Source organism: Sphingomonas sp. PWP1-2 (assembly GCF_049898305.1).
Lineage (GTDB): Bacteria > Pseudomonadota > Alphaproteobacteria > Sphingomonadales > Sphingomonadaceae > Sphingomonas > Sphingomonas glacialis.
Genome location: NZ_JAFCXM010000001.1, coordinates 575260 through 595214, shown reverse-complemented (window position 1 = coordinate 595214; position 19955 = coordinate 575260). Strand labels below are relative to the sequence as shown.

20 protein-coding genes are annotated in these 19955 nt (G+C 67.0%); 6 read left to right on the top strand and 14 right to left on the bottom strand.

Annotated features, from left to right (window positions below; translation table 11 throughout):
• Positions 1 to 70 precede the first annotated feature (70 nt).
• From ACP7C5_RS02915 to ACP7C5_RS02890, 6 genes are all read right to left on the bottom strand, one after another.
• On the bottom strand, positions 71 to 502 hold the full coding sequence (locus ACP7C5_RS02915; protein ID WP_426263126.1) for a DUF3617 domain-containing protein: 432 nt from the start codon (positions 500 to 502) through the stop codon (positions 71 to 73).
• Positions 503 to 592: 90 nt separating this feature from the next.
• A complete protein-coding gene (locus ACP7C5_RS02910; protein WP_426263125.1) occupies positions 593 to 1507 on the bottom strand; it encodes an Hsp33 family molecular chaperone HslO in 915 nt (304 codons plus the stop codon).
• A gap of 117 nt (positions 1508 to 1624) precedes the next feature.
• Positions 1625 to 2542, bottom strand: coding sequence for an ornithine carbamoyltransferase (argF, locus tag ACP7C5_RS02905; protein ID WP_426263124.1), 918 nt, complete (start codon positions 2540 to 2542; stop codon positions 1625 to 1627).
• Between the two features lie 157 nt (positions 2543 to 2699).
• The gene (locus ACP7C5_RS02900) at positions 2700 to 3899 is read right to left on the bottom strand and encodes an aspartate aminotransferase family protein (protein ID WP_426263123.1); all 1200 of its coding nucleotides are present in this window, start codon (positions 3897 to 3899) and stop codon (positions 2700 to 2702) included.
• Between the two features lie 108 nt (positions 3900 to 4007).
• Complete coding sequence (locus tag ACP7C5_RS02895; RefSeq protein ID WP_426263122.1) at positions 4008 to 4718, bottom strand: efflux RND transporter periplasmic adaptor subunit; 711 nt, start codon at positions 4716 to 4718, stop codon at positions 4008 to 4010.
• Positions 4719 to 4771: 53 nt separating this feature from the next.
• On the bottom strand, positions 4772 to 5620 hold the full coding sequence (locus tag ACP7C5_RS02890) for an ABC transporter permease (protein ID WP_133189749.1): 849 nt from the start codon (positions 5618 to 5620) through the stop codon (positions 4772 to 4774).
• Between the two features lie 63 nt (positions 5621 to 5683).
• Here ACP7C5_RS02890 and ACP7C5_RS02885 point away from each other — a divergent pair, with 63 nt between their 5' ends.
• Positions 5684 to 6445, top strand: a complete 762-nt coding sequence (locus ACP7C5_RS02885) for a GcrA family cell cycle regulator (RefSeq protein WP_426263121.1) — start codon at positions 5684 to 5686, stop codon at positions 6443 to 6445.
• Between the two features lie 110 nt (positions 6446 to 6555).
• Here ACP7C5_RS02885 and ACP7C5_RS02880 read toward each other — a convergent pair whose 3' ends face one another.
• Positions 6556 to 7425: an outer membrane protein gene (locus ACP7C5_RS02880; RefSeq protein WP_322160259.1), complete on the bottom strand. Its 870-nt coding sequence runs from the start codon at positions 7423 to 7425 to the stop codon at positions 6556 to 6558.
• A 171-nt stretch (positions 7426 to 7596) separates the two neighbouring features.
• Here ACP7C5_RS02880 and parE point away from each other — a divergent pair, with 171 nt between their 5' ends.
• The 3 genes from parE (at position 7597) to ACP7C5_RS02865 (ending at position 12251) form a co-directional block, all read left to right on the top strand.
• Positions 7597 to 9579, top strand: coding sequence for a DNA topoisomerase IV subunit B (parE, locus tag ACP7C5_RS02875; protein ID WP_426263120.1), 1983 nt, complete (start codon positions 7597 to 7599; stop codon positions 9577 to 9579).
• A gap of 67 nt (positions 9580 to 9646) precedes the next feature.
• Positions 9647 to 10966, top strand: a complete 1320-nt coding sequence (locus tag ACP7C5_RS02870; RefSeq protein ID WP_426263119.1) for a serine hydrolase — start codon at positions 9647 to 9649, stop codon at positions 10964 to 10966.
• 94 nt (positions 10967 to 11060) lie between these two features.
• Complete coding sequence (locus ACP7C5_RS02865; protein ID WP_426263118.1) at positions 11061 to 12251, top strand: hypothetical protein; 1191 nt, start codon at positions 11061 to 11063, stop codon at positions 12249 to 12251.
• Positions 12252 to 12257: 6 nt separating this feature from the next.
• On the opposite strand, the gene ACP7C5_RS02860 is transcribed toward ACP7C5_RS02865, so the two are convergent.
• From ACP7C5_RS02860 to ACP7C5_RS02840, 5 genes are all read right to left on the bottom strand, one after another.
• Positions 12258 to 12533: a hypothetical protein gene (locus tag ACP7C5_RS02860; protein WP_322160266.1), complete on the bottom strand. Its 276-nt coding sequence runs from the start codon at positions 12531 to 12533 to the stop codon at positions 12258 to 12260.
• Positions 12530 to 13057: a GNAT family N-acetyltransferase gene (locus ACP7C5_RS02855; RefSeq protein ID WP_426263117.1), complete on the bottom strand. Its 528-nt coding sequence runs from the start codon at positions 13055 to 13057 to the stop codon at positions 12530 to 12532. The genes ACP7C5_RS02860 and ACP7C5_RS02855 overlap by 4 nt, the downstream gene beginning before the upstream one ends.
• The gene (locus ACP7C5_RS02850) at positions 13054 to 13845 is read right to left on the bottom strand and encodes a LysR family transcriptional regulator (RefSeq protein ID WP_426263116.1); all 792 of its coding nucleotides are present in this window, start codon (positions 13843 to 13845) and stop codon (positions 13054 to 13056) included. The genes ACP7C5_RS02855 and ACP7C5_RS02850 overlap by 4 nt, the downstream gene beginning before the upstream one ends.
• Before the next feature lie 187 nt (positions 13846 to 14032).
• The gene (gene apaG, locus ACP7C5_RS02845; protein WP_133189767.1) at positions 14033 to 14431 is read right to left on the bottom strand and encodes a Co2+/Mg2+ efflux protein ApaG; all 399 of its coding nucleotides are present in this window, start codon (positions 14429 to 14431) and stop codon (positions 14033 to 14035) included.
• A complete protein-coding gene (locus ACP7C5_RS02840) occupies positions 14428 to 15633 on the bottom strand; it encodes a trans-sulfuration enzyme family protein (protein WP_133189769.1) in 1206 nt (401 codons plus the stop codon). The genes apaG and ACP7C5_RS02840 overlap by 4 nt, the downstream gene beginning before the upstream one ends.
• Positions 15634 to 15690: 57 nt before the next feature.
• On the opposite strand from ACP7C5_RS02840, the gene ACP7C5_RS02835 reads away from it, so the two are divergent.
• Positions 15691 to 17049: a phospholipid carrier-dependent glycosyltransferase gene (locus tag ACP7C5_RS02835; RefSeq protein WP_426263378.1), complete on the top strand. Its 1359-nt coding sequence runs from the start codon at positions 15691 to 15693 to the stop codon at positions 17047 to 17049.
• Between the two features lie 214 nt (positions 17050 to 17263).
• On the top strand, positions 17264 to 17704 hold the full coding sequence (locus ACP7C5_RS02830) for a hypothetical protein (RefSeq protein WP_426263115.1): 441 nt from the start codon (positions 17264 to 17266) through the stop codon (positions 17702 to 17704).
• 63 nt (positions 17705 to 17767) lie between these two features.
• On the opposite strand, the gene ACP7C5_RS02825 is transcribed toward ACP7C5_RS02830, so the two are convergent.
• Together ACP7C5_RS02825 and leuB are read right to left on the bottom strand one after the other, a co-directional pair.
• Positions 17768 to 18868 (bottom strand): glycosyltransferase, encoded by a 1101-nt coding sequence (locus ACP7C5_RS02825; RefSeq protein WP_426263114.1) that lies wholly within the window; start codon positions 18866 to 18868, stop codon positions 17768 to 17770.
• Complete coding sequence (leuB, locus tag ACP7C5_RS02820; RefSeq protein WP_426263113.1) at positions 18865 to 19917, bottom strand: 3-isopropylmalate dehydrogenase; 1053 nt, start codon at positions 19915 to 19917, stop codon at positions 18865 to 18867. Before leuB ends, ACP7C5_RS02825 begins: the two co-directional genes overlap by 4 nt.
• Positions 19918 to 19955: the final 38 nt, after the last annotated feature.

The window sequence follows — 19955 nt, the reverse complement described above, 5'->3', positions numbered from 1 at the left end:
AAAGCGTGCGCTCACAAGAATTGCACGAACCCGTCCTAGTGCCGAAAGATTGAAAAGACCTTTACTGCGATCACTTAAGGCGCGCGACACCTGCCGCGCAGTCGCCGACGCGACGCGCCTCATATTGCTCGTCGAACGGCGCACCGCTCAGAATGCCCTGCGTCTCGAGATTGAAGTTCCGCTGCGTCGCAACCTTGACGCTGGTCTGCCCATGGCCGGTCCCGGGGCAGACATAGGTCACCCGCGCGACATTGGCATCGTCGACCAGGACTTTGTGCTGGCACTGCGCATTGCCATGCCCGAACTGGATCAGCGGGCGTGCATCGGCGATGCAGATCGACCGCGGCGGCGCATCGCTATCGAGCGCCTTGAACTGCCATTCACCCGATTCGATCCGCGCCAGCGCGGCCAGTGTCGGCGCGCCCGCTGGCGCTGCGGCGGCCAAGCCGCCCGTCGCTGCCAAGCCCGCAATCATTGCGCGCACCACGTTTCGCACTTGCATTGTATCGATCCCTGTCCGGCGGCGCGCCTCCGCACGCCGGCTCGCTTCCAGACGCGTATCTGGGGATACACCCGGCGTGTTACAATGCGTTTACGTAACGATCTCGCTCGCGACGGGAACGGGGAATTTGGTCGCGCAAAACGCGCAATCGACGAAGATCACGCCGTTCTCATCGGCCATCGCCTGCTGCTCGGATGGCGGGAATTTGCCGAGCACTTGCGCGATGTAATCGGGCGAGCAGCGGCAGCCGCGCGCGAACGCGGTCTCGCCGTGGAGGCGGACTTCCTCTTCCTCGTTGAACAGGCGCCAGACGAGCGTCTCGAGCGGCAGCGCCGGGTCGGCAAGTTCGTCGGCCGCCATCGTCCCACCCAGGATCGCGACATGCTCCCACTCGGGATGGTCGAGCCGGGTGTGGAGCCGCTCGCGGCCATCCTCGCCCTCGGGGAGATGCTGGAGCAGCAACCCGCCCGCGACGCGCTTGCCATCGGTCGCGCGGCCGATGCCGACGCGCACCAGCGTCGGAATCTGCTCGGACTGGAGGAAATAATGCTCGGCCGCTTCGCTCAGCGAGCTGCCGTCGAGCGGGACGATGCCCTGATAGCGCTCGCCCGTCGTCGCCTGGTCGAAGGTGATTGCAAGATAGCCTGCACCGAACAGCGCGAACAGGCTCGGCTCTTCCGGCCCTGCCGCGAGGCGGTCGGCATCGTATTGGACATAGCCGCGCAGTTCGCCGCCGCGGTAATCGCACACGAGCAGCGTGACGATGCCGTTCTGCGTCTGCGCCTGCATCGTCAGCTGACCGCCGGCATCCTTGAGCGTCGAGCCGATCAACGCGGCGAGCGTCAATGCCTCGGCGAGCAACGCCTCGATCGCGGGCGGATAGGCGTGCGCCGCGAGGATGGTGTCGAGCACCGGCCCCAGCCGCACGATGCGACCGCGCGCGTGGCGCTGCGGGATGGTGAAGCCGAGCGCGCGGTCGGTGTCAGTGGTGATCGGATCGGTCATCGCAAACTTTCGTCACCCCAGCGAACGCTGGGGTCTCATGGGGCTCGGGAGCGCCCTACAGCCAGGAGATCCCGGCTTTCGCCGGGATGACGGATATGGTGGACGCTCAGCGCGGGTTCAACCGATCTGCCCGAAGCACCAGCGCAGTACCGATTTCTGCGCATGGAGCCGGTTCTCCGCCTCGGGCCAGATCAAGGATTGCGGGCCGTCGATCACCTCGGGCGTCACCTCCTCGCCGCGATGCGCGGGGAGGCAGTGGAGGAACACCGCACCGGGATTGGCCTGCGCCATCAGCGCGGCGTCGACTTGATACGGCAGCATCGCCTTGAGCTTGGTGTCGGCATGCGTCTGCCCCATCGAGATCCAGGTATCGGTGATGACGACATCGGCGCCCGCCACCGCCTCCGCGGGGTCCGAGACGACGCGCGCGCGCCCCGCGCCGCGGCCGATCACGGCATCGTCGGGCTGGAACCCTTGCGGGCACGCCGCGACGACGTCGAACTGCATCAGCCCGGCGGCCTCGACGATCGAGGCGAGGACGTTGTTGCCATCGCCGAGCCAAGCGACCTTGAGCCCCGGGAGCGGTTTGCCCGCTTCGAGGATCGTCAGCAGGTCGGCCATGATCTGGCACGGATGCGAATCGTCGGTCAGGCCGTTGATGACCGGGATCGTCGCATACTGCGCCATTTCCTCGAGCTTGGCGTGATCGTCGGTACGCAGCATGATCGCGTCGCAATAGCCCGACAGCACGCGCGCGGTGTCGGCAACGGTCTCGCCGCGGCCAAGCTGCGTGGTGCCGGAGTCGAGGATCACCGAGCTGCCGCCCAGCTGGCGGATCGCCATGTCGAACGACACACGCGTACGAGTCGAGCTCTTTTCGAACACCATCGCGAGCGTGTGGCCGGCGAGCGGTGCGTCGGCGTCGGGCTTGCCCTTGGGCCAGCCGGCGCGCTCCGCCTTGCGGTCGAGCGCATCGGCCAGCATCGCGGCCACGCCGTCAGGGCCGGCATCGGAAAGCGAGAGGAAGTTACGCATCCTAAATCCTTAATTCCCTCTCCCTCTGGGAGAGGGAGGGAGCGGCGAAGCCGCGGAAGGGTGAGGACAGGGTGTTGGCGTGCGTTGCCCTCACCCTTCCCACCCGGCTGCGCCGAGCGGGCCCCTTCCCTCTCCCAAAGGGAGAGGGAGTTTTAGCTCACGCCGCCACCGCCACGGGCGTGAAATCGCGCGCGCCGTCGCTCAGCTTCTGGACGAACTCGGCGATATGCGCGTCCTCGATCACCAGCGGCGGCAGCACGCGGACGACGTTCTCGCCCGCCGCGACCGTCAGCAGCCCGTGATGATCGCGCAGATGCGCCACGAAATCGCGCGCGACGACGGCATCGTTGAGCTTGATCCCGAACATCAGCCCCTTGCCGCGCAGGCTGTCGAAGATCTGGTCGTAATTCGGCATCATCTGCTCGACCGAGGCGCGCAACCGCTCGCCCATCGCGGTCACATGCTCGAGGAAGCCCGGCTCGAGCATCACGTCGAGGATCGCCTCGCCCGCCGCCATCGCCAGCGGGTTGCCGCCATAGGTCGAGCCGTGCGTGCCGAATACCATCCCCTTGGCCGCTTCCTCGGTCGCGAGGCACGCGCCGAGCGGGAAACCGCCGGCGATGCCCTTGGCCGAGGACAGGATGTCAGGGGTGATGCCGTAATGTTCATACGCCCACATCTTGCCGGTCCGGCCATAGCCGCACTGGACCTCGTCGAGCACAAGCAGCAGGCCGTGCTCGTCGCACGCCTTGCGCAGCCCTTGCAGGAACTCGGTGGTGGATGCCGAGACGCCGCCCTCGCCCTGGATCGTCTCGACCATGAAGCCAGCCGTCGTATCGTCGATCAGCGCGAGGGCTGCTTCGAGATCGTTGAACGGCGCATAGGCGAAGCCCGGCAGCAGCGGCTCGAAACCGTCGCGCATCTTGGGCTGGTTGGTCGCCGAGATCGCCCCCATCGTGCGCCCGTGAAAGGCGTTGTTGAAGGTGATCAGCGTCGTGCGCTGCGGATTGCCGTTGGCGTAGTGATAGCGCCGCGCGGTCTTGATCGCGCATTCGACCGCTTCGGTGCCCGAATTGGTGAAGAACACCGTGTCGGCGAACGAATTCTCGACGATGCGCTGCGCGAGATGCTCGCCCTGCGGCGAACCGTAGAGATTGGAGACGTGCATCAGCGTGGCTGCTTGCTTGGCGATCGCCTCAACCAATTTGGGATGGCCGTGGCCAAGCGCGTTGACCGCAATGCCGGCGGCGAAATCGAGATATTGCTCGCCTTGCTCGCCGTACAGATAGCAGCCTTCGCCTCGCACCGGGCGTACGCCGCACCGCGGGTACACAGGCATCAAAGCGGGGGTCGACACGGGCCGTCTCCTGAAAAAGCAAAAGGGCGACCCAACCGGTCGCCCGAATCCCGTTTTACGAAGATGCCGCCGCAAGCGCAACACCGCGCGGCATCGGCCGGGAAGACGCTATTGCGACGGGCCGACCGGCGCGATCTTCATGCCGTCGCCGAGTTGATCGACTCGCGTCAGCGCGACCCACTCGCCCTTTTGCAGCCCAGCGCTTACGCCGATGCCGTCGGGCGTCTGTTCGCCGAGCGTCACCGCGCGCCGCTGCACGCGCGCGCTCGCCAGATCGACGACATAGACCGCCGCGGCGCCTGTATGCGGACCGAGGATCGCGCTCGGCGGGACCGCGAGCATCGTCGTGCCCGCGCCCGTCGCGACAATTCGCGCGGTTGCCGACTGGCCAGCGGCGAAACGCGAATCACGCGGCAAGGTGATTTCGACCTCTGATGCGCCCGCCTTGGGCGGCGCGATCCGGATCACGCGCCCGACGACGACATCGCCGTGGAATGCCGGAAAGCGGATTTGCGCGCTTGCGCCGAGCGTGATGCGCGCCGCGTCCGCCGCGGGCAGCGTGGCGAGCAGGGCATAGCCGGCGTTGGCGGCCTTCGCCCCCGGTGCCGCGGTCCCCGGCATCGCCTCGAGCGCGCGCGCGGCGACCGTGCCGGGTCCGCTGACGGTTGCGGCAAACACCGTCCCGCCGACTTGTGCGATGCGGACTTGCGGTGCCTGCGGGGCTTGCGCCGTCGCCCCCGCCGTCGGGACGGCGTTTGGCGCAGCCTTGCCGCACGCCGCGACGAGCAGCCCCATTCCCAGCGCACACCAGATCCGCATCGCCAATTCCTTCTGCCCGCGCGCTACGCAAAGCGCGCGCGACACGGAACGCCTCAGTTCTTGATCTTCCAGCCCGAGCGCAGCAGCGCGTAGCACAGCGTCCCGAGCGCGACGTCGATCGCGAGGATCACCGCGCCGCCGACCAGCACGGGCGAGTCGGCGGTGCCGAGGAAGCCGTAGCGGAAGCCCGAGATGATGTAGAAGAACGGGTTTACATGGCTGAACGCGCGGAACGCGGGCGCGAGCGTATCGACCGAATAGAACGTGCCCGACAGCAGCGTCAGCGGCGCGATCACGAAATTCTGGACGGCGGCGGCATGATCGAACTTCTCCGCCCAGATCGAGGTCAGCACCCCGACCAGCGCCAGGAACGCCGAGCCGAGCAGCCCGAACCACAGGATCGCGAGCGGATGGACGGGCACGATATGGACGCCCGGCCACAAGGCCATCGCGACCGACACGGCGAGCCCCACGCAAATCGCGCGCGTCACCGCACCACCGACCATCGCGACGAGCAATTCGGCGGTCGACAGCGGCGGCATCAGATAATCGACGATCGTCCCCTGGATCTTGCCGACCAGCAGCGAAAAGCTCGCATTGGCGAACGCGTTCTGCAGCATCCCCATCACGATCAGCCCGGGCGCGATGAAATCAGCGAAGGGAACCGCGACCCCGCCGACCATCACCGGGCGCTTTCCGCCCGTCGCGACGGTGAAAATGATCAGGAACAGCAGCGTCGTGATCGCCGGCGCCCAGATCGTCTGCAGCTGCACCTTGAAGAAACGGCGCACCTCCTTGATATAGAGCGTTCGAAGACCGCCCCAATTGACATTCCGGATGACCGGAACGCCGGGAGCGTTCATTTGGGTACGAATTTCGCCGATTGGGGGCTGGCTGCTCATGGGGGTGTCGCTAAAGACTGCCGCCGCCGCCCGCAACCCCGGCATGACGATTGGGAAAATTGAATGAGCTGGACCGACGAACGCATCGATACGCTGCGCAAGCGCTGGGAAGCAGGCCAGACCGCAAGCCAGATCGCCGAGGAACTCGGTGGCGTCAGCCGCAATGCCGTCATCGGCAAGGCGCACCGCCTTGGCCTGCAGTCGCGTCCCTCGCCGGTCAAGCCGAACGAGCCAGCGGCCGCCACCGCCGCCGCGCCCGCACCGACGCCGGCACCCGCGCCCGCACCAGTAGCACCGCCCAAGGCCGCGGCCCCGGTCGCACCCGCACCCAAGCCAGCGCCGCCTGCCCCGCGCCCTGCGGTCGTCGCAGCGCCCCCGGTCGCTGAGATCGAAGACGAGGAGGAAGAAGAGGAGGTCGCGGTCGAGGCCGATAGCGACGACGACACCGACGAGGCCGACGCAGCCCCCGTCGTCGTGCGTCCCGCGCCCCCGATCCTGCGCTCGGTCGGCCCCGGCGGCTTCCTGCGCCAGGCGCCCGGCGAGCAGCAAGCGCCGATTACGCCAGCGCCGCCGCGCCGCCTCGTGCCCGCCAAGCCCTCGGCCGAAATGGCGGGCAAGACGACCTTGCTCGATCTCAACGACAAGATCTGCAAATGGCCGATCGGCCACCCGGGCGAACCCGACTTCCACTTCTGCGGCGAGAAGGTGAACCCCGGTTTCCCATATTGCGTCGGGCATTGCGGCCACGCGTATCAGGCGCAGCTGCCGCGCCGCGATCGCCGCCCCGCCCCGCCGCTCCCGTTCGGCGGCCCGCGCGCGCGCTGAACGCACGCGAAGCGTTACGAAAAAGGGGCGCCCGGCAGATGCCGGGCGCCCCTTTTTGTTTGCTTGCGTTCGTCACCCCGGGAAACGCCCGGAGTGACGCGTCGCGGTTCCTAGAAGCGGAAGTTCGCGGTCGCGCGCACGCTGTGCCAGCGGAACTTGTCGTCGCTGCGCTTGAAGTCGGTACCGCCAGTGTTCGGTGCGAGCACGAACGGATTGGTCGCCGGCGCAGTGCCCTGCGTCACACGAACGCGATACTCATCGTCCTTATACTGGTTGTACAGATACTCGAGACCGATCGAGAAGTGACGACCGAGCTTCTGCTCGATGCCGCCGCCCGCGACGAAGCCCCATGCGTCATGCCGGCTGCCATTGTCGGCGAAGGCATTGGCGGTGTTGCTCGTGGCAAAGCTCGACTTGGTCTTGGCATAGGCGCCGCCACCGGTCGCATAGAACAGCGTCTTGTCGAACGCATAGCCGGCGCGCAGGCGGGCATTGGCGTCGAAGTCGACCTTGCGCGTCATGACATAGCTGGCAGGCGTCGTGCTGAAGCCCGAGACGCTGTCACGCACCTGGCTCTTGCCGAACTCACCGACGACGCCGATCACGAAATGGCCATACTGCTTGTCGAAGCCGACGCGGCCCGAATAGCTGATATTGTCCTTGTCGTTGGTGCAGCCGGTCAGCGCGCCGGTGCTGGTCGCGCGACCGTTGCAGAAACCGGCGCCTGGCTGCGCGGCGGTCGGGGCGAAGGCATTCGCGCCAGCTGCGGTCGTTACCAGCTCGTTGAAATTGCCGTCACGGTTGCGGTCGAACAGGATGCTCGAGCCGACATCGTTGGGCTGCGCGTCGAAACCGACGGTGCCGCCGACATACAGGCCGTCGAACGGCTTGGGATCGGCCTCCTGCGCCAGGGCGGGGGCGGCGAAAGCGAGGCCGGCAACGAGCATGGTGGCGGCGGAAAGAAGAGACTTGGTACGCATGGAAACTCCTGGGTTGCTGCTTCAGCGCAGGAGAGACGTGCGAGCGCGGCGCTTGGCCGCATCGACATGAACATTCTGTCATGTTGATGCGAAAATATCACACTCGGCCGCTGCGACCGCGCCGTCACGCAGTGGTTGGCAGCGGTGCCACCGCGGTCCTATAGCAAGGACATGTCCGAAGACCTGTTCGCCGCCACCCCCAAACACCAGCCGACCGATTACGACGCCTCCTCGATCGAGGTGCTCGAGGGGTTGGAGCCCGTCCGCCGCCGACCGGGCATGTATATCGGCGGCACCGACGAGCGCGCCTATCACCATCTCGCCGCCGAAGTGCTCGACAATGCGATGGACGAAGCCGTCGCGGGCCACGCCACGCGGATCGAGATCGAACTGCATCCGGGCAACCGGCTGGTAATCGTCGACAATGGCCGCGGCATCCCGGTCGACCCGCATCCGAAATTTCCCGGCAAGTCGGCGCTCGAAGTGATCCTGTCCACGCTGCACTCGGGCGGCAAGTTCGACGGCAAGGCCTATGCGACGTCGGGCGGTCTGCACGGCGTCGGCGTCAGCGTCGTCAATGCGCTGTCGTCGGACACGATCGTCGAGGTCGCGCGCAACCGCGAGCTCTATCGCCAGCGTTTCTCGCGCGGCGAGACGCTCGGGCCGATCGAGCATGTCGGTGCCGCACCCAACCGGCGCGGCACGATGGTCAGCTTCATCCCCGACGAGCAGATCTTCGGCCCCGAGATGAGCTTCAAGCCCGCGCGACTGCACAAGCTCGCGCGCTCGAAGGCGTATCTGTTCGCGGGCGTCGAGATTCGCTGGAAGTGCGCGCCCGAGCTGATCGGCGATGACACGCCGGCCGAAGCGGTGTTCCAGTTCCCCGGTGGCCTTGCCGATCACTTGCGCGAACAAGTCGGCGCGCGCGAGTGCGCGACGAGCGACTTCTTCGTCACGCGCCAGGATTTCCCCGGCGCGGCGGGTCGCGTCGAATGTGCGGTCGCGTGGCCGTTGTGGAGCGACGGCTCGTACAGCTGGTATTGCAACACCATCCCGACCCCCGATGGCGGCACGCACGAAGCGGGGCTGCGCAACGCGCTCGTCAAGGGCATCCGCGCGTTCGGCGAGCTGGTCGGGCAGAAGAAGGCCAAGGAAATCTCGGCCGAGGACATCATGACCGGCAGCGAGCTGATGCTCTCGGTCTTCATCCGCGATCCGCAATTCCAGAGCCAGACCAAGGACCGACTCTCGAGCCCCGAGGCGACGCCGCTCGTCGAAAAAGCGGTGCGCGACCATTTCGACCATTTCCTCAGCAACAATATGGAGCGCGGCAAGGCGCTGCTGACCTATGTCATCGAGCGGATGGACGAGCGGCTCGCGCGCAAGGCCGAGCGCGAGGTCAAGCGCAAGACCGCGACGTCGGCGCGCAAGCTCCGCCTGCCCGGCAAGCTCACCGACTGCGCCTCGGCCGGACCCGAGGGCACCGAGATCTTCATCGTCGAGGGCGATTCGGCAGGCGGTTCGGCCAAGCAGGCGCGCGACCGCAAGACGCAGGCGATCCTGCCGATCCGCGGCAAGATCCTCAACGTCGCCTCGGCGACGATGGCCAAGATCGCGGGCAATTCGGAAATCGCCGATCTGATCCAGGCACTCGGCTGCGGGACGCGGAAAACCTGCGTGGCTGAAAACCTGCGCTACGAACGCGTCGTCATCATGACCGACGCAGACGTCGACGGCGCGCATATCGCCACGCTGCTGATGACCTTCTTCTTCCAGGAAATGCCCGAGATCGTCCGCGCGGGGCATGTCTATCTCGCGCAGCCGCCGCTCTATCGCCTCACCTCGGGCACCAAGAGCCTCTACGCGATGGACGACGCGCATCGCGAGCTGCTCGAAAAGACCGAGTTCAAGGGCAAGAAGGTCGAGATCGGGCGCTTCAAGGGTCTCGGCGAGATGAACCCGATGCAGCTGCGTGAAACGACGATGGACCCCAAGTCGCGCGCGATGCTGCGGATCACGCTGCCGCAGGAATATGAGGACCGTGCGGGCGTCAAGGATCTGGTCGACCGGCTGATGGGCACCAACCCCGCGCACCGTTTCGCCTTCATCCAGGAAAATGCCGCGCGGCTCGACGAAGCGGCGATCGACGCCTGAGCGAGGCTTTTCGACCCCGCACCACTGCGATACGCTGCGATCCAGGCTATGTGACGGGGGACACACGATGATTCGCAAGGTCGTTTTGCTGGTCGCGATCTTGGGCCTCGGTGCGCCCGCCGTTGCGCAGACCCTGCCGGCGGCAGCGACCGTGGCGAGCGACCCGCTCCGCCCGCGCGCGCAGGCGCTGCTCGGGATCCTCGGTGGCGGCGGCGACACCGCGGCGGAATTCGACCCGACTTTCCTGGCGCAAATCCCCGACGCGAAGATCCGCACGATCGCCAAGCAATTGTCGGACGCCTTCGGTGCGCCGCTGGCGATCGAGTCGCTGACTTCTGCGACTCCGCAGAAAGCCAGTCTCACCGTCCGCTATGCGCGTGGAAGCGTGGCGATGACTATGACGGTCGAGCCGAGCGCGGCGCATCGCATCACCGGCCTGCTCGTCACCGGCACGACCTCGCGCGAGGCATCGCTCGACCAGATCGTCGCGACGATCGGCAACTTGCCGGGAGTCGCCGGGTTTGCCCTCGTGCGGCTCGACGACCGTGTGCCGCGTCAACTGCTTGCCGCAAGGCCCGATACGGATTTTGCGATCGGCTCGGCGTTCAAGCTCGCCATCCTGTCAGAGGCGATCCGCGCAACCAATGCGGGCGAACGGCGGTGGGACGATCTCGTCACGCTCGACGGCGCCCCGCTCCCCGGCGGGTTTTATACGCAGCAGCCTGCGGGCACCAAGGTCACGCTGCGCGAACTCGCGCAGAAAATGATCTCGGTAAGCGACAACAGCGCGACCGACATTCTGCTCGCCGCGCTCGGCCGCGCGAAGGTCGAGGCGATGTTACCGGTGATCGGCTGGCGCCATGCTGCGCGCAATCGCCCGCTGCTCGGCACACTCGACGTCTTCAAGCTCAAGGGGATTCCGGGCGGAGCACTCGGCAAGCGGTGGCTGGCGCTCGACGAAGCGGGACGCCGTGCGCTGCTCGCCAAGGACATCGCCGCAACGCCGCTGGGCGCGATCGACCCGCGGATGTTCCAGCGGGGCGTACCGGTAATGCTCGACATCGAATGGTTCGCCAGCCCCGCCGACCTCGTTCGCACGATGGACTGGATCCGCCGCAACACCGGAACCGGCCCCGGCGCGGAGGCTCGCGCGATCCTCGGCGTCAACCCCGGGGTCGGCCCGGCGCAAGCGGCGCGCTGGGGCTATGTCGGCTACAAGGGCGGGTCGGAGCCGGGAGTGATCGTGATGACGCTGTTGCTGCAGTCCAAGGCGGGCGCCTGGTATGCGCTGGCGGCAAGCTGGAACAATCCCGCGGCGGCGGTCAATGATGCACGCTTCGTGGCATTGGTCAGCAGGGCGGTGGATCTCGCTGCAGCAAACCCGTGATCTTGATGGCGATTACTGCGTATTACTTTGGAATCGACATATATCCTTTCGAAGCATAGCTTTCCCGCCAGCTATAGCAGCCAGGAGTGTTGCCATGTTTCGAACGACGTCGTTTGCCCTGGTCGCATTGCTCACCACTGGCGCAGCGTCCGCACAGCAGCCGCTCCCGGCACCATCGACCAGCGGCCGCGACATCGTCGTCACGGGAACACCGCTCAAGGATCTGCGAAACGCGCTCGCGCGGTGTCTCGAGCAGCATTGCCCGCCCGACAAGGACATCGACGCCACGCTGGCGGTGGCGGAGGCGCAGTTCGTCGCCGGCCAATACCGTGATGCGCGCGCGACGATGCTCAAATCGATCGATCGCAACCGGCGCTTCGCCAAGACCTATCCTGAGCCCGTGTCCGACCTCTATCGCGCGCACTCGCGTGTCGCGGCGCATCTTGGCGAGGATGGCGCCTATTTCGGGAGCGCGCTCGACGTGGTCAGCACGCTGAAGGCCGGTTTCGCGGATGACGATTGGCGCGTGCTCGGCGCCAAGCTCGAGCTGGGAGACGCGTACTTCAAGACCGGACGGTTCGAGGACGCGGTCGGCCTGTATCGCACCGTCGCGCGCCGCGCGCACGAGCTGCACCTCGGCCGGGCGGAAGGCATGGCGCTGCTTAGCATCGCCAACGCCTATGTCGCCGCCTCGCGTGTTCGCAACGACGGCTATTACGCAGCGGCGCTGAAAGCGTGCGACGCCGTTCGCGCCGCGACCGACCCCGCGATCGCGCCATTCGGCGCCGCCGCGACCGTGCTCAAGGCAAAGCTCGCGGTGAGAACCGGAGAGCCCGGCGCGGTCGATCGGCTCGTCGCGACCTATCGCACGCTGGCGAAAGGCGCGACCAAGCCGGTGCTGCTCTACGCCCCTACGATCGATCGTCCGATGCTGGCCTATCTCGAATTCCCCGACGGCGAGGCGATGAAGGGAGGCGAGCCCAATTTTGCGGATCAATGGGTCGATATCGGCTTCAACATCGCGCCCGACGGCACCGTCGACGAGGCCGAGGTGCTCCGCCAGAGCCCTCACTATTCGGGCAAATGGGCGCAACCCGTGATGACTGCGATCCGTGGCCGGCGGTATGCGCCAAACGCAACCGGGCCAGGCACGTCGCGAGTCGAGCGCTACACCTATACCGCGACGTGGGAGTTCGAGACCGGCTCGCGGATTCGAACGCGCCGGCCGGTCCCCAAGATCGAAGTCCTCGACTTGACGAGCGATGCCGCCCTTCCCTCATCCTGACGCGCGTTACCGCTGCATCCGCGCCTGATGGTATTTCGCGCGCACGACGATCCCCGCGAGCAGATGCAGCGCCGCCACGCCTAGCAGGAACAGCGGCAGGATCATCGGCACTTGCGGCCAATAGCGTGCGCGCAACGCCGCGAGCAGCGCACCCGCGACCGCGAGCGCGACGCCCATCCAGCGGATCGGCCGCGCGACCATCCGCAGCTCAGCCTTGTAGGCGGCGCGCTGTACGGGGTCGTTGAGGTCGGGCGGCGGCGCGGCGGCCGGGTCTTGCGTCATCGATTCGTCCATTCGCTAGCGAGGAGTCCCCACAGGATCGTGTCGCGGACCCCGATATGCGTTTCCCACTCCGCGCGCAGCCGTCCCTCGCGCTGGAAGCCGAGCGATTCGAGCAGCGCGTTGGAGGCGGTATTGTCGGGGTCGGTATCGGCAAACACGCGGCGCTGTTGCTCGACGCGGAACAGCTGATCGAGCACCGCTCGCACCACTTCACGCGCAATCCCGCTGCCCCACTGGTCGCGCGCCAGCATGTAGCCGATCTCGACCACGCCCGGCCGCTTCTCGCCCGCCGCGACGAAGCCGATCGCGCGATCGTCGCCGTGCAGCGTGATCGCCCAACCGCGCCACCCATTGTCCGACTCAGCGAACTTCGCACGGGTCTGCTCGACCGACACGTGCGGGCCGTGCGACCAATAGGTCATCAGCTCGGGATCGGCGAAGCTCGGAAACAGCGCGTCGGCGTCTGCGACGGTGCGCTCGCGCAAGCGCAGCCGGGCGGTTTCGAGGACCGGGATCGGCGTCATGCCGTCAGCGCGGCGACGAGCGTCTTGACCTTCTTCTGCCGCCACTGCGGCGTCGGCGCGACGAGCCAATAGCCGAGCCGGTACGCCTTCGCCTCGCCCAAGGCGACGACGCGCCCGCTCGCCAGATCGGCAGCGGCGAGCAGTTCGGGCACGGTCGCGCGCCCCAGCCCCTGCGCCGCGGCATCGAGCGCAAGGCCTGCGTCGCCGACCCGCACGAGCGAAGTCGCTTCGTCGTCGACGCAGCCCGGCCAGGCGATCCGCGTATCGACGCCACCGCCGGCACGCTCGACGGTCACCATTCCGGCCGAGGCGATCGCCTCGCCCTCATGCCCGCCCGGGCCATCGCCCCAGCGGATCGCGAGATCGAGATTGGCTTCGGTGAAGTCGATCGTGTCGTCGGCGGAGATCAGCACGAAACGCAGTTCGCCGTCGCCGCGCGCGATTTCGGCGAGTCGCGGCATCAGCCATTTCTCGGTCAGATCGCGTGGCGCGGCGATCGTCAGCGACTTGCTCGTCTGCCCCGCCTGCATCGCGCGGACGGCCTCCTCGAACTGGAGGAAGCCGTGGCGGAGCGGCGCGAGCCCGGCCTCGCCTTCCGGTGTCAGCTCGAGCCCCTTGGTGGTGCGACGGAACAGCACGACGCCGAGCGTATCCTCGAGTGCGCGGATCTGCTGCCCGACCGCGGCGGGGGTGACGGCGAGCTCATCGGCGGCGCGCGTGAAGCTCAGGTGGCGCGCCGCGGCGTCGAGCACGCGCAAGCCGTTGAGCGGGAGGTGCGTGCGCTTCACTTCTTGCTCCCCTCCCGCTTGCGAGTTTCGGGTGAGCAGCGCCCCGCGCTGCTCAGGCTGTGCCGGGGGCACAGCCGACCCGAAACTGGGCTGGGGGAGGGAAGTGCCTGCCAAGCAACGATGCCGTTGCGGCACGTCCCTCCCCTAACCCCTCCCGCACGCGGGAGAGGGATAAGAGAGCGCGCGCTCACGCCCCCACCGCCGGCGCAAGCAGCGCGAATTTCGGAATATCGACATCGAACGCCGAGCCATCCTCGGCGATCATCCGATAGCTGCCGAGCATCGACCCGGTCGGCGTCGAGAGCGGGCAGCCCGAGACATAATCGTAGCTCTCGCCCGGCGCGATCATCGGCTGTTCGCCGATCACGCCTTCGCCCTCGACCGAGTGCCGTGCGCCGCGCCCATCGGTGATCGCCCAGTGGCGCGTCAGCAGCTGGACGCCCATCGCGCCGGCATTCTCGATGCGGATATGATACGCCCAGAACCACCGCCCGCGCGCAGGCTCGGACTGCTCCGGCAGGAAGCTCACCGCAACGCGGACGATGACCCCGCGCGTCTCGGCGACGTACGGGAACAGCGCCTTCACAAGCCGGCCGCCGTCAGGGCGCCGTCGAGATCCTCGATCACGTCCTGCGGATCCTCGAGCCCGACGTTGAAGCGCAGCAGCCCCTCGGTCACGCCCATTTCGAGCCGCTTGTCCTCGGACACGCCGTAATGAGTCGTCGACGCGGGATGCGTCATCAGCGAGCGCGAATCGCCGATATTGTTCGAGATGTCGACCAGGCGCAGGCCGTCGAGCAGCGCATGCGCTTGTTTACGATCGGCCACTTCGAACGCGAAGATCGGCCCGCACGCGTCCATCTGCGCCATCGCGAGCGCATGCTGCGGATGGCTCGCCAGCCCCGGATGCAGCATGCGGGGCACGCGCGTCTCGAGGAAGGCACCGACCTTGAGGCTGTTCTCGCTCTGCCGGCGAATGCGCAGGTCGAGCGTCTCGAGCCCTTTCAGCACCACCCAGGCATTGAACGCGCTAAGCGTCGGCCCGGTGTTGCGCGTGAACGGCAGCAGCGTGTTGGTGATGAAATCCTCGGTCCCGCAGACCGCACCCGCGAGCACGCGCCCCTGCCCGTCCATCATCTTGGTCGCGCTATACGCGGTGACGTCGGCGCCGAATTCCATCGGCCGCTGCAGCGCGGGCGTGGCGAACGCATTGTCGACAACCGAGGTGATGCCGCGTTCGCGCGCGATGTCGCACACGGCTTTGAGATCGACGATGTCCATCGTCGGGTTGGCAGGCGTTTCGAAGAAGAACACCTTGGTATTCGCCTTCGCCGCATCCGCGAACGCTTGCGGGTCGCGCGCATCGACGACGGTCGTCTCGATCCCGAACTTGGGGAGCAGCGTATCGACCAGCCAGCGGCACGACCCGAACGCCGCGCGCCCGGCGACGACATGGTCGCCGGTCTGCAGCTGGCACAGCAGCACCGCGGTCATCGCCGCCATCCCCGTCGCCATGGTGCGGCATGCTTCCGCCCCCTCGAGCAAGGCGATGCGGCCTTCGAGCATCTCGACCGTCGGGTTCTGCAACCGCGAATAGGTCATGCCGTCCTGCTCGCCGGCAAAGCGCGCGGCAGCGTCGGCGGCGCAATCATAGGCATAGCCCGAGGTCAGGAAGATCGCTTCGGACGTCTCCCCGAACTCGCTGCGCGCGGTGCCGCCGCGCACGGCTTGGGTGGCGGGGCGCCATTGGCGCGTGATGCTCTGGTCCTGGCCGGTACGACGTTTCATGGGCGTTGCTTTGCCGGTGGCGGGGGGCGCGCGTCAATGGGGTGCCGGCCTATGCGCTTGAAAGCCGCGCTGTTCGGCGGGATAGATGCGCAGGTGAGCGCCGTTTCCTCCATAGCCCCCTCCCTCTCGGCACGCCCCCGCCCGTATCGCGCCGCCGCGCTGATCGCGCTGCTCGCGCAGCTGCTGTTCAGCTATCGCCTCACCATCCCGACCAAGCTGATGTTCGACGAGGTCCATTACGTCCCCGCCGCGCGCACGCTGATCGCGCTGGCGGGGCCGCGCAACATCGAGCATCCGCTGCTCGCCAAGGAGATCATCGCGGGCGGCATCCTGCTGCTCGGCGACAACAGCCTGGGGTGGCGCTTCTTCTCGACGCTCGCTGGGACCGCGACGGTGCTTGGCGTGTTCGCGATCGTCTGGCTGATGCTCGGGCGCGTGCGGCCGGCGGTGTTCGCCGCGCTGTTCGCGCTGTTCAACTTCACCGTCTTCGTCGAGGCGCGGATCGCGATGCTCGACGGCTTCATGGCGGCGTTCACGCTGCTCGGCATCGCCAGCCTGTTATGGGCGATGCGCGCCGACACCGCGCGCGGCGCCTGGACGCGCTGGATCCTCGGAAGCGCGCTGCTCGGCCTCGCGGTCGCCGCGAAGTGGATCGCGGCGCCGTTCATCGCCTATGCAGCACTCGGCTTCGTCATCGTGCGGCTGGTCGATGCACGGCGCAGCGGGCGCTCGGTCTTCGCCGCGCTCAATGCCCGCCCCACCGGCGGCACGCACCGCCACTGGGGCGGCATGGCGGCAATCCCGGCGATCCTGGTGCTCGGCGCCGTCAGCATCGGCGTCTATGGCGCGACCTTCGCACCGGCTTTCTTCTACACGATCGATCCGCTGACGTGGCGCACGCTGCTGCCGTTCCAGGCGACGATGTACGCCCAGCAGACGCAAGTGCTCCCCTCGCACACCTATCAGTCGCGCTGGTGGAGCTGGCCGCTGATGCTCCGCCCGATCTGGTATCTCTACGAACTCACCGACGGCGCGCAGCGCGGCGTGTTGCTGATCGGCAATCTGGTCGTGCTATGGGGCGGGCTCGTCGCGGTCGCGGCATGCCTGTATCGCGGCGCGCGCGCGCGCGACCTGCGCTTGCTTGCGGCGGCGGGGCTGTGGATCGGCAGCTATGTCGTGTGGATCATCATCCCCAAGTCACTCGGCTTCTTCTATTATTACTATCTGCCGAGCATCTTCCTGTGCATCGCGCTTTCCGTCGCGCTCGACCATTTCGGGCGCGGGCGGCAGTGGGACATGGCGGTGCTCGGCGGATGCGTCGCGCTGTTCGCGGTGTTCTACCCGATCCTCTCCGCGATGCCGCTGTGGGGCCCGAATGCGTTCCGGGTGTGGACGTGGTTTCCGAGCTGGGTCTAGCGGGGGTCGGCAGCGCGCAAGTCGGTTGACTCGATTGACCCCAAGACGTGATGTTTACGATCGCGATCGTTTCCGTTTCTGCGCTAATGCAGCGATCCGGGTTCGACGATTTCAAAGAGCAGTTTGGTACATACCATGAACGGCAGATGTAGGACAGCGCCTTGTCCGCTTTCGACCAATTGCGGCCGTTCGAGAATGCTGCGATCGTTCTTTTATGATGGACGATTGGCTCCCGGAGATTGAGAGCGCGCTGCTGGGGCGGCGCTGCGAAGGTGTTCGCCGCGATCCCGACTGGACCATAAACTTGGCTGGCGGCGGAAGCATCGCGCTCCCGCTTCCGCGGCGGATCGTCGCCGATAATAGAGTCGCCGATAATAGAATTGCATTCGCGAGAGATGATGACGGGCAATGGTTCGGGCTGCCTACCCCAGTTGACGGCGAGGCAAAGGCCGATAGCTTCGTCGCATCGCGGTCCATTACGCGCATAGGGATAAACCGGCAGACACTCGACCTTACGATCTTTTTTGACAACGGGGTGCGACTCGACGCCTTCAGTAACTCCTCTGGTTACGAGGGGTGGCGTATTTACCTACCGCCAGAGAATGGCAGTTTGAACGTTGTCGCTCTTGGAGGCGGCGAGGTAGCGATGTGGTAACGGCAGCTTTCCACCACTTTCGGACACTCACGCACCCAGTGGACGTGGGCCGTAGCCAGCCCCCTAATACCGCCCCCACACGAACCGCGACGACAGCGCGTAATTCCACACCGCCGCGACGAGCAGCCCCGCGACCGCCGAATAGGCCCATGTCCCATGCTCCATCCGGAACAGGAAGAACGCCACCCCCACATTCGCCGCCGCGCCGACCGAGCAGACCAGGCAGAACGAGATCCACCCGTCGAGCAACGCGCGCGCGCCCTTGAGGCGGCGTTCGCGGTAGGTCAGCGCGTTGTTGAGGAAGAAGTTGAAGGTCATCGCCAGCACCACCGCGACGACCGTCGCCGACACGAACGCGACCCCCGCCTTGCGGTAGAGCGCGTAGAGCACGGCGAGATGCACCAGCGCGCCGAGTGCGCCGATGCCGGTGAACATCACGAAGCGGACCGGCACGATCCGCCCGAACAGCCGGTCATAGAGCGCGATCAGGAATTCCATCGCGACGACGTAATCGAGCTTGCTCTCGCCCTCGGTGCGCAGCCGGAAGGTGTAGGGTAGTTCGAGGAATTTGAGCGGGCGCGGGCTCGCGGTCATGATGTCGAGCAGGATCTTGAAGCCGATCGCCGAGAGGTGCGGGATCAGGTCGCGCGCGATCTGCGTGCGCAGCATGAAGAAGCCGCTCATCGGGTCGCTCAGATCGGCCTTGAGCACGCGCCGCGACAGCCGCGTCGCCAGCGCCGATTTCTTGACGCGGTCCTGGTCCCAATCGCCCGTCCCGCCGCCCGCGACGAAGCGCGAGCCGATCACCACGTCGAGCGCGGGATCGGCCTGGAGCGCGTCGAGCATCGCGGGCAGGATCGTCTCGTCATGCTGGAGATCGCCGTCGATCACCGCGACGACGGGCGCAGCGGTCGCGCACATCCCCTCGATGCACGCCGACGACAGCCCGCGCCGCCCGAAGCGCTGGATCACGCGGACGCGCGGGTCGGTCAGCCCGAGCTCGCGCGCCGCCTGTGCGGTGCCGTCGGGGCTGTCGTCATCGACGAAGATCGCCTCCCACGCACGCCCGCTGAGCGCCGCGTCGAGCTTGGCGATCAGCAGCGGAACGTTGCGCAGCTCGTTGAACGTCGGGATGACGACCGCGAGCTCGAGGCGTGGGATCATTGCAGCGCGGCCAGCACCGCATCGCCCATCGCGCTCGTCGAATGGCTGCCGCCGAGATCGGGCGTGCGCGCGCCGCTGCCGATCGCCGCGATCACCGCCGCCTCGATCCGCTGCGCCGACGCCGCGTCCGACAGCGAATGCCGCAGCAGCATCGCCGCCGACAGGATCGCCGCGCACGGATTGGCCTTGCCCTGCCCGGCAATGTCGGGCGCCGAACCGTGGATCGGCTCGTACAGCCCGCACGTGCCGGTCCATTCGTTGAGCGACGCCGAAGGGAGCATCCCGATCGAGCCGACGCACATGCTCGCCTGGTCGGAGAGGATGTCGCCGAACAGATTGCCCGTCACCACCACGTCGAACGCGCCGGGATTGCGCACCAGCTGCATCGCGGCATTGTCGACATACATGTGGGTGAGCTTGACCTCGGGATAATCGAGCGCGACCTCGTTGACGATCTCGCGCCACAGCTGCGACGTCTCGAGCACGTTGGCCTTGTCGACCGAGGTCAGGATTTTCTTGCGGCGGTTGGCCATCTCGAACCCGACGCGCGCGATGCGGGCGACTTCGGCCTCGTCATAGCGCATCATGTCATGGCCTTCGCGCAGGCCCATCTTCGTGTGGCCGCGGCCCTTGTCGCCGAAATAGACGTCGCCGGTGAGTTCGCGGACGATCACCATGTCGATCGAGCGTGCGACTTCCGGGCGCAGTGCAGACGCATCCTCGAGCCCCGGGAACATCGTTGCTGGGCGCAGGTTCGCGAACAGACCGAGCGCCTTGCGCAAGCCCAGGATCGCCTGTTCGGGGCGCAGCGTGCGCTCGAGCCCGTCCATCTCGGGATCGCCGACCGCGCCGAACAGGATCGCATCGGCGCGGTGCGCGAGCTCGAGCGTCTGTGGCGGGAGCGGATGGCCGAGCGCGCGATACGCCGCGCCGCCGACGAGACCGGGTTCGAACTGATGGCCGAGGCCGAGCGCTTCGAGCACGCGGCGGGCTTCGTGGGTGACTTCGGGGCCGATGCCGTCGCCGGCGAGGATCGCGATCAGTGCCAAGGTGCAGTTCCCTTCGATTTCCCCGCCAATGCCGAGCC

Excerpts from the sequence above, each read along its gene's own strand:
- ACP7C5_RS02915 (WP_426263126.1), bottom strand. The coding sequence starts at position 502 with ATGCAAGTGCGAAACGTGGTGCGCGCAATGATTGCGGGCTTGGCAGCG.
- ACP7C5_RS02910 (WP_426263125.1), bottom strand. The coding sequence starts at position 1,507 with ATGACCGATCCGATCACCACTGACACCGACCGCGCGCTCGGCTTCACC.
- argF (WP_426263124.1), bottom strand. The coding sequence starts at position 2,542 with ATGCGTAACTTCCTCTCGCTTTCCGATGCCGGCCCTGACGGCGTGGCC.
- ACP7C5_RS02895 (WP_426263122.1), bottom strand. The coding sequence starts at position 4,718 with ATGCGGATCTGGTGTGCGCTGGGAATGGGGCTGCTCGTCGCGGCGTGC.
- ACP7C5_RS02890 (WP_133189749.1), bottom strand. The coding sequence starts at position 5,620 with ATGAGCAGCCAGCCCCCAATCGGCGAAATTCGTACCCAAATGAACGCT.
- ACP7C5_RS02885 (WP_426263121.1), top strand. The coding sequence starts at position 5,684 with ATGAGCTGGACCGACGAACGCATCGATACGCTGCGCAAGCGCTGGGAA.
- ACP7C5_RS02880 (WP_322160259.1), bottom strand. The coding sequence starts at position 7,425 with ATGCGTACCAAGTCTCTTCTTTCCGCCGCCACCATGCTCGTTGCCGGC.
- parE (WP_426263120.1), top strand. The coding sequence starts at position 7,597 with ATGTCCGAAGACCTGTTCGCCGCCACCCCCAAACACCAGCCGACCGAT.
- ACP7C5_RS02870 (WP_426263119.1), top strand. The coding sequence starts at position 9,647 with ATGATTCGCAAGGTCGTTTTGCTGGTCGCGATCTTGGGCCTCGGTGCG.
- ACP7C5_RS02865 (WP_426263118.1), top strand. The coding sequence starts at position 11,061 with ATGTTTCGAACGACGTCGTTTGCCCTGGTCGCATTGCTCACCACTGGC.
- ACP7C5_RS02860 (WP_322160266.1), bottom strand. The coding sequence starts at position 12,533 with ATGACGCAAGACCCGGCCGCCGCGCCGCCGCCCGACCTCAACGACCCC.
- ACP7C5_RS02855 (WP_426263117.1), bottom strand. The coding sequence starts at position 13,057 with ATGACGCCGATCCCGGTCCTCGAAACCGCCCGGCTGCGCTTGCGCGAG.
- ACP7C5_RS02840 (WP_133189769.1), bottom strand. The coding sequence starts at position 15,633 with ATGAAACGTCGTACCGGCCAGGACCAGAGCATCACGCGCCAATGGCGC.
- ACP7C5_RS02830 (WP_426263115.1), top strand. The coding sequence starts at position 17,264 with ATGATGGACGATTGGCTCCCGGAGATTGAGAGCGCGCTGCTGGGGCGG.
- ACP7C5_RS02825 (WP_426263114.1), bottom strand. The coding sequence starts at position 18,868 with ATGATCCCACGCCTCGAGCTCGCGGTCGTCATCCCGACGTTCAACGAG.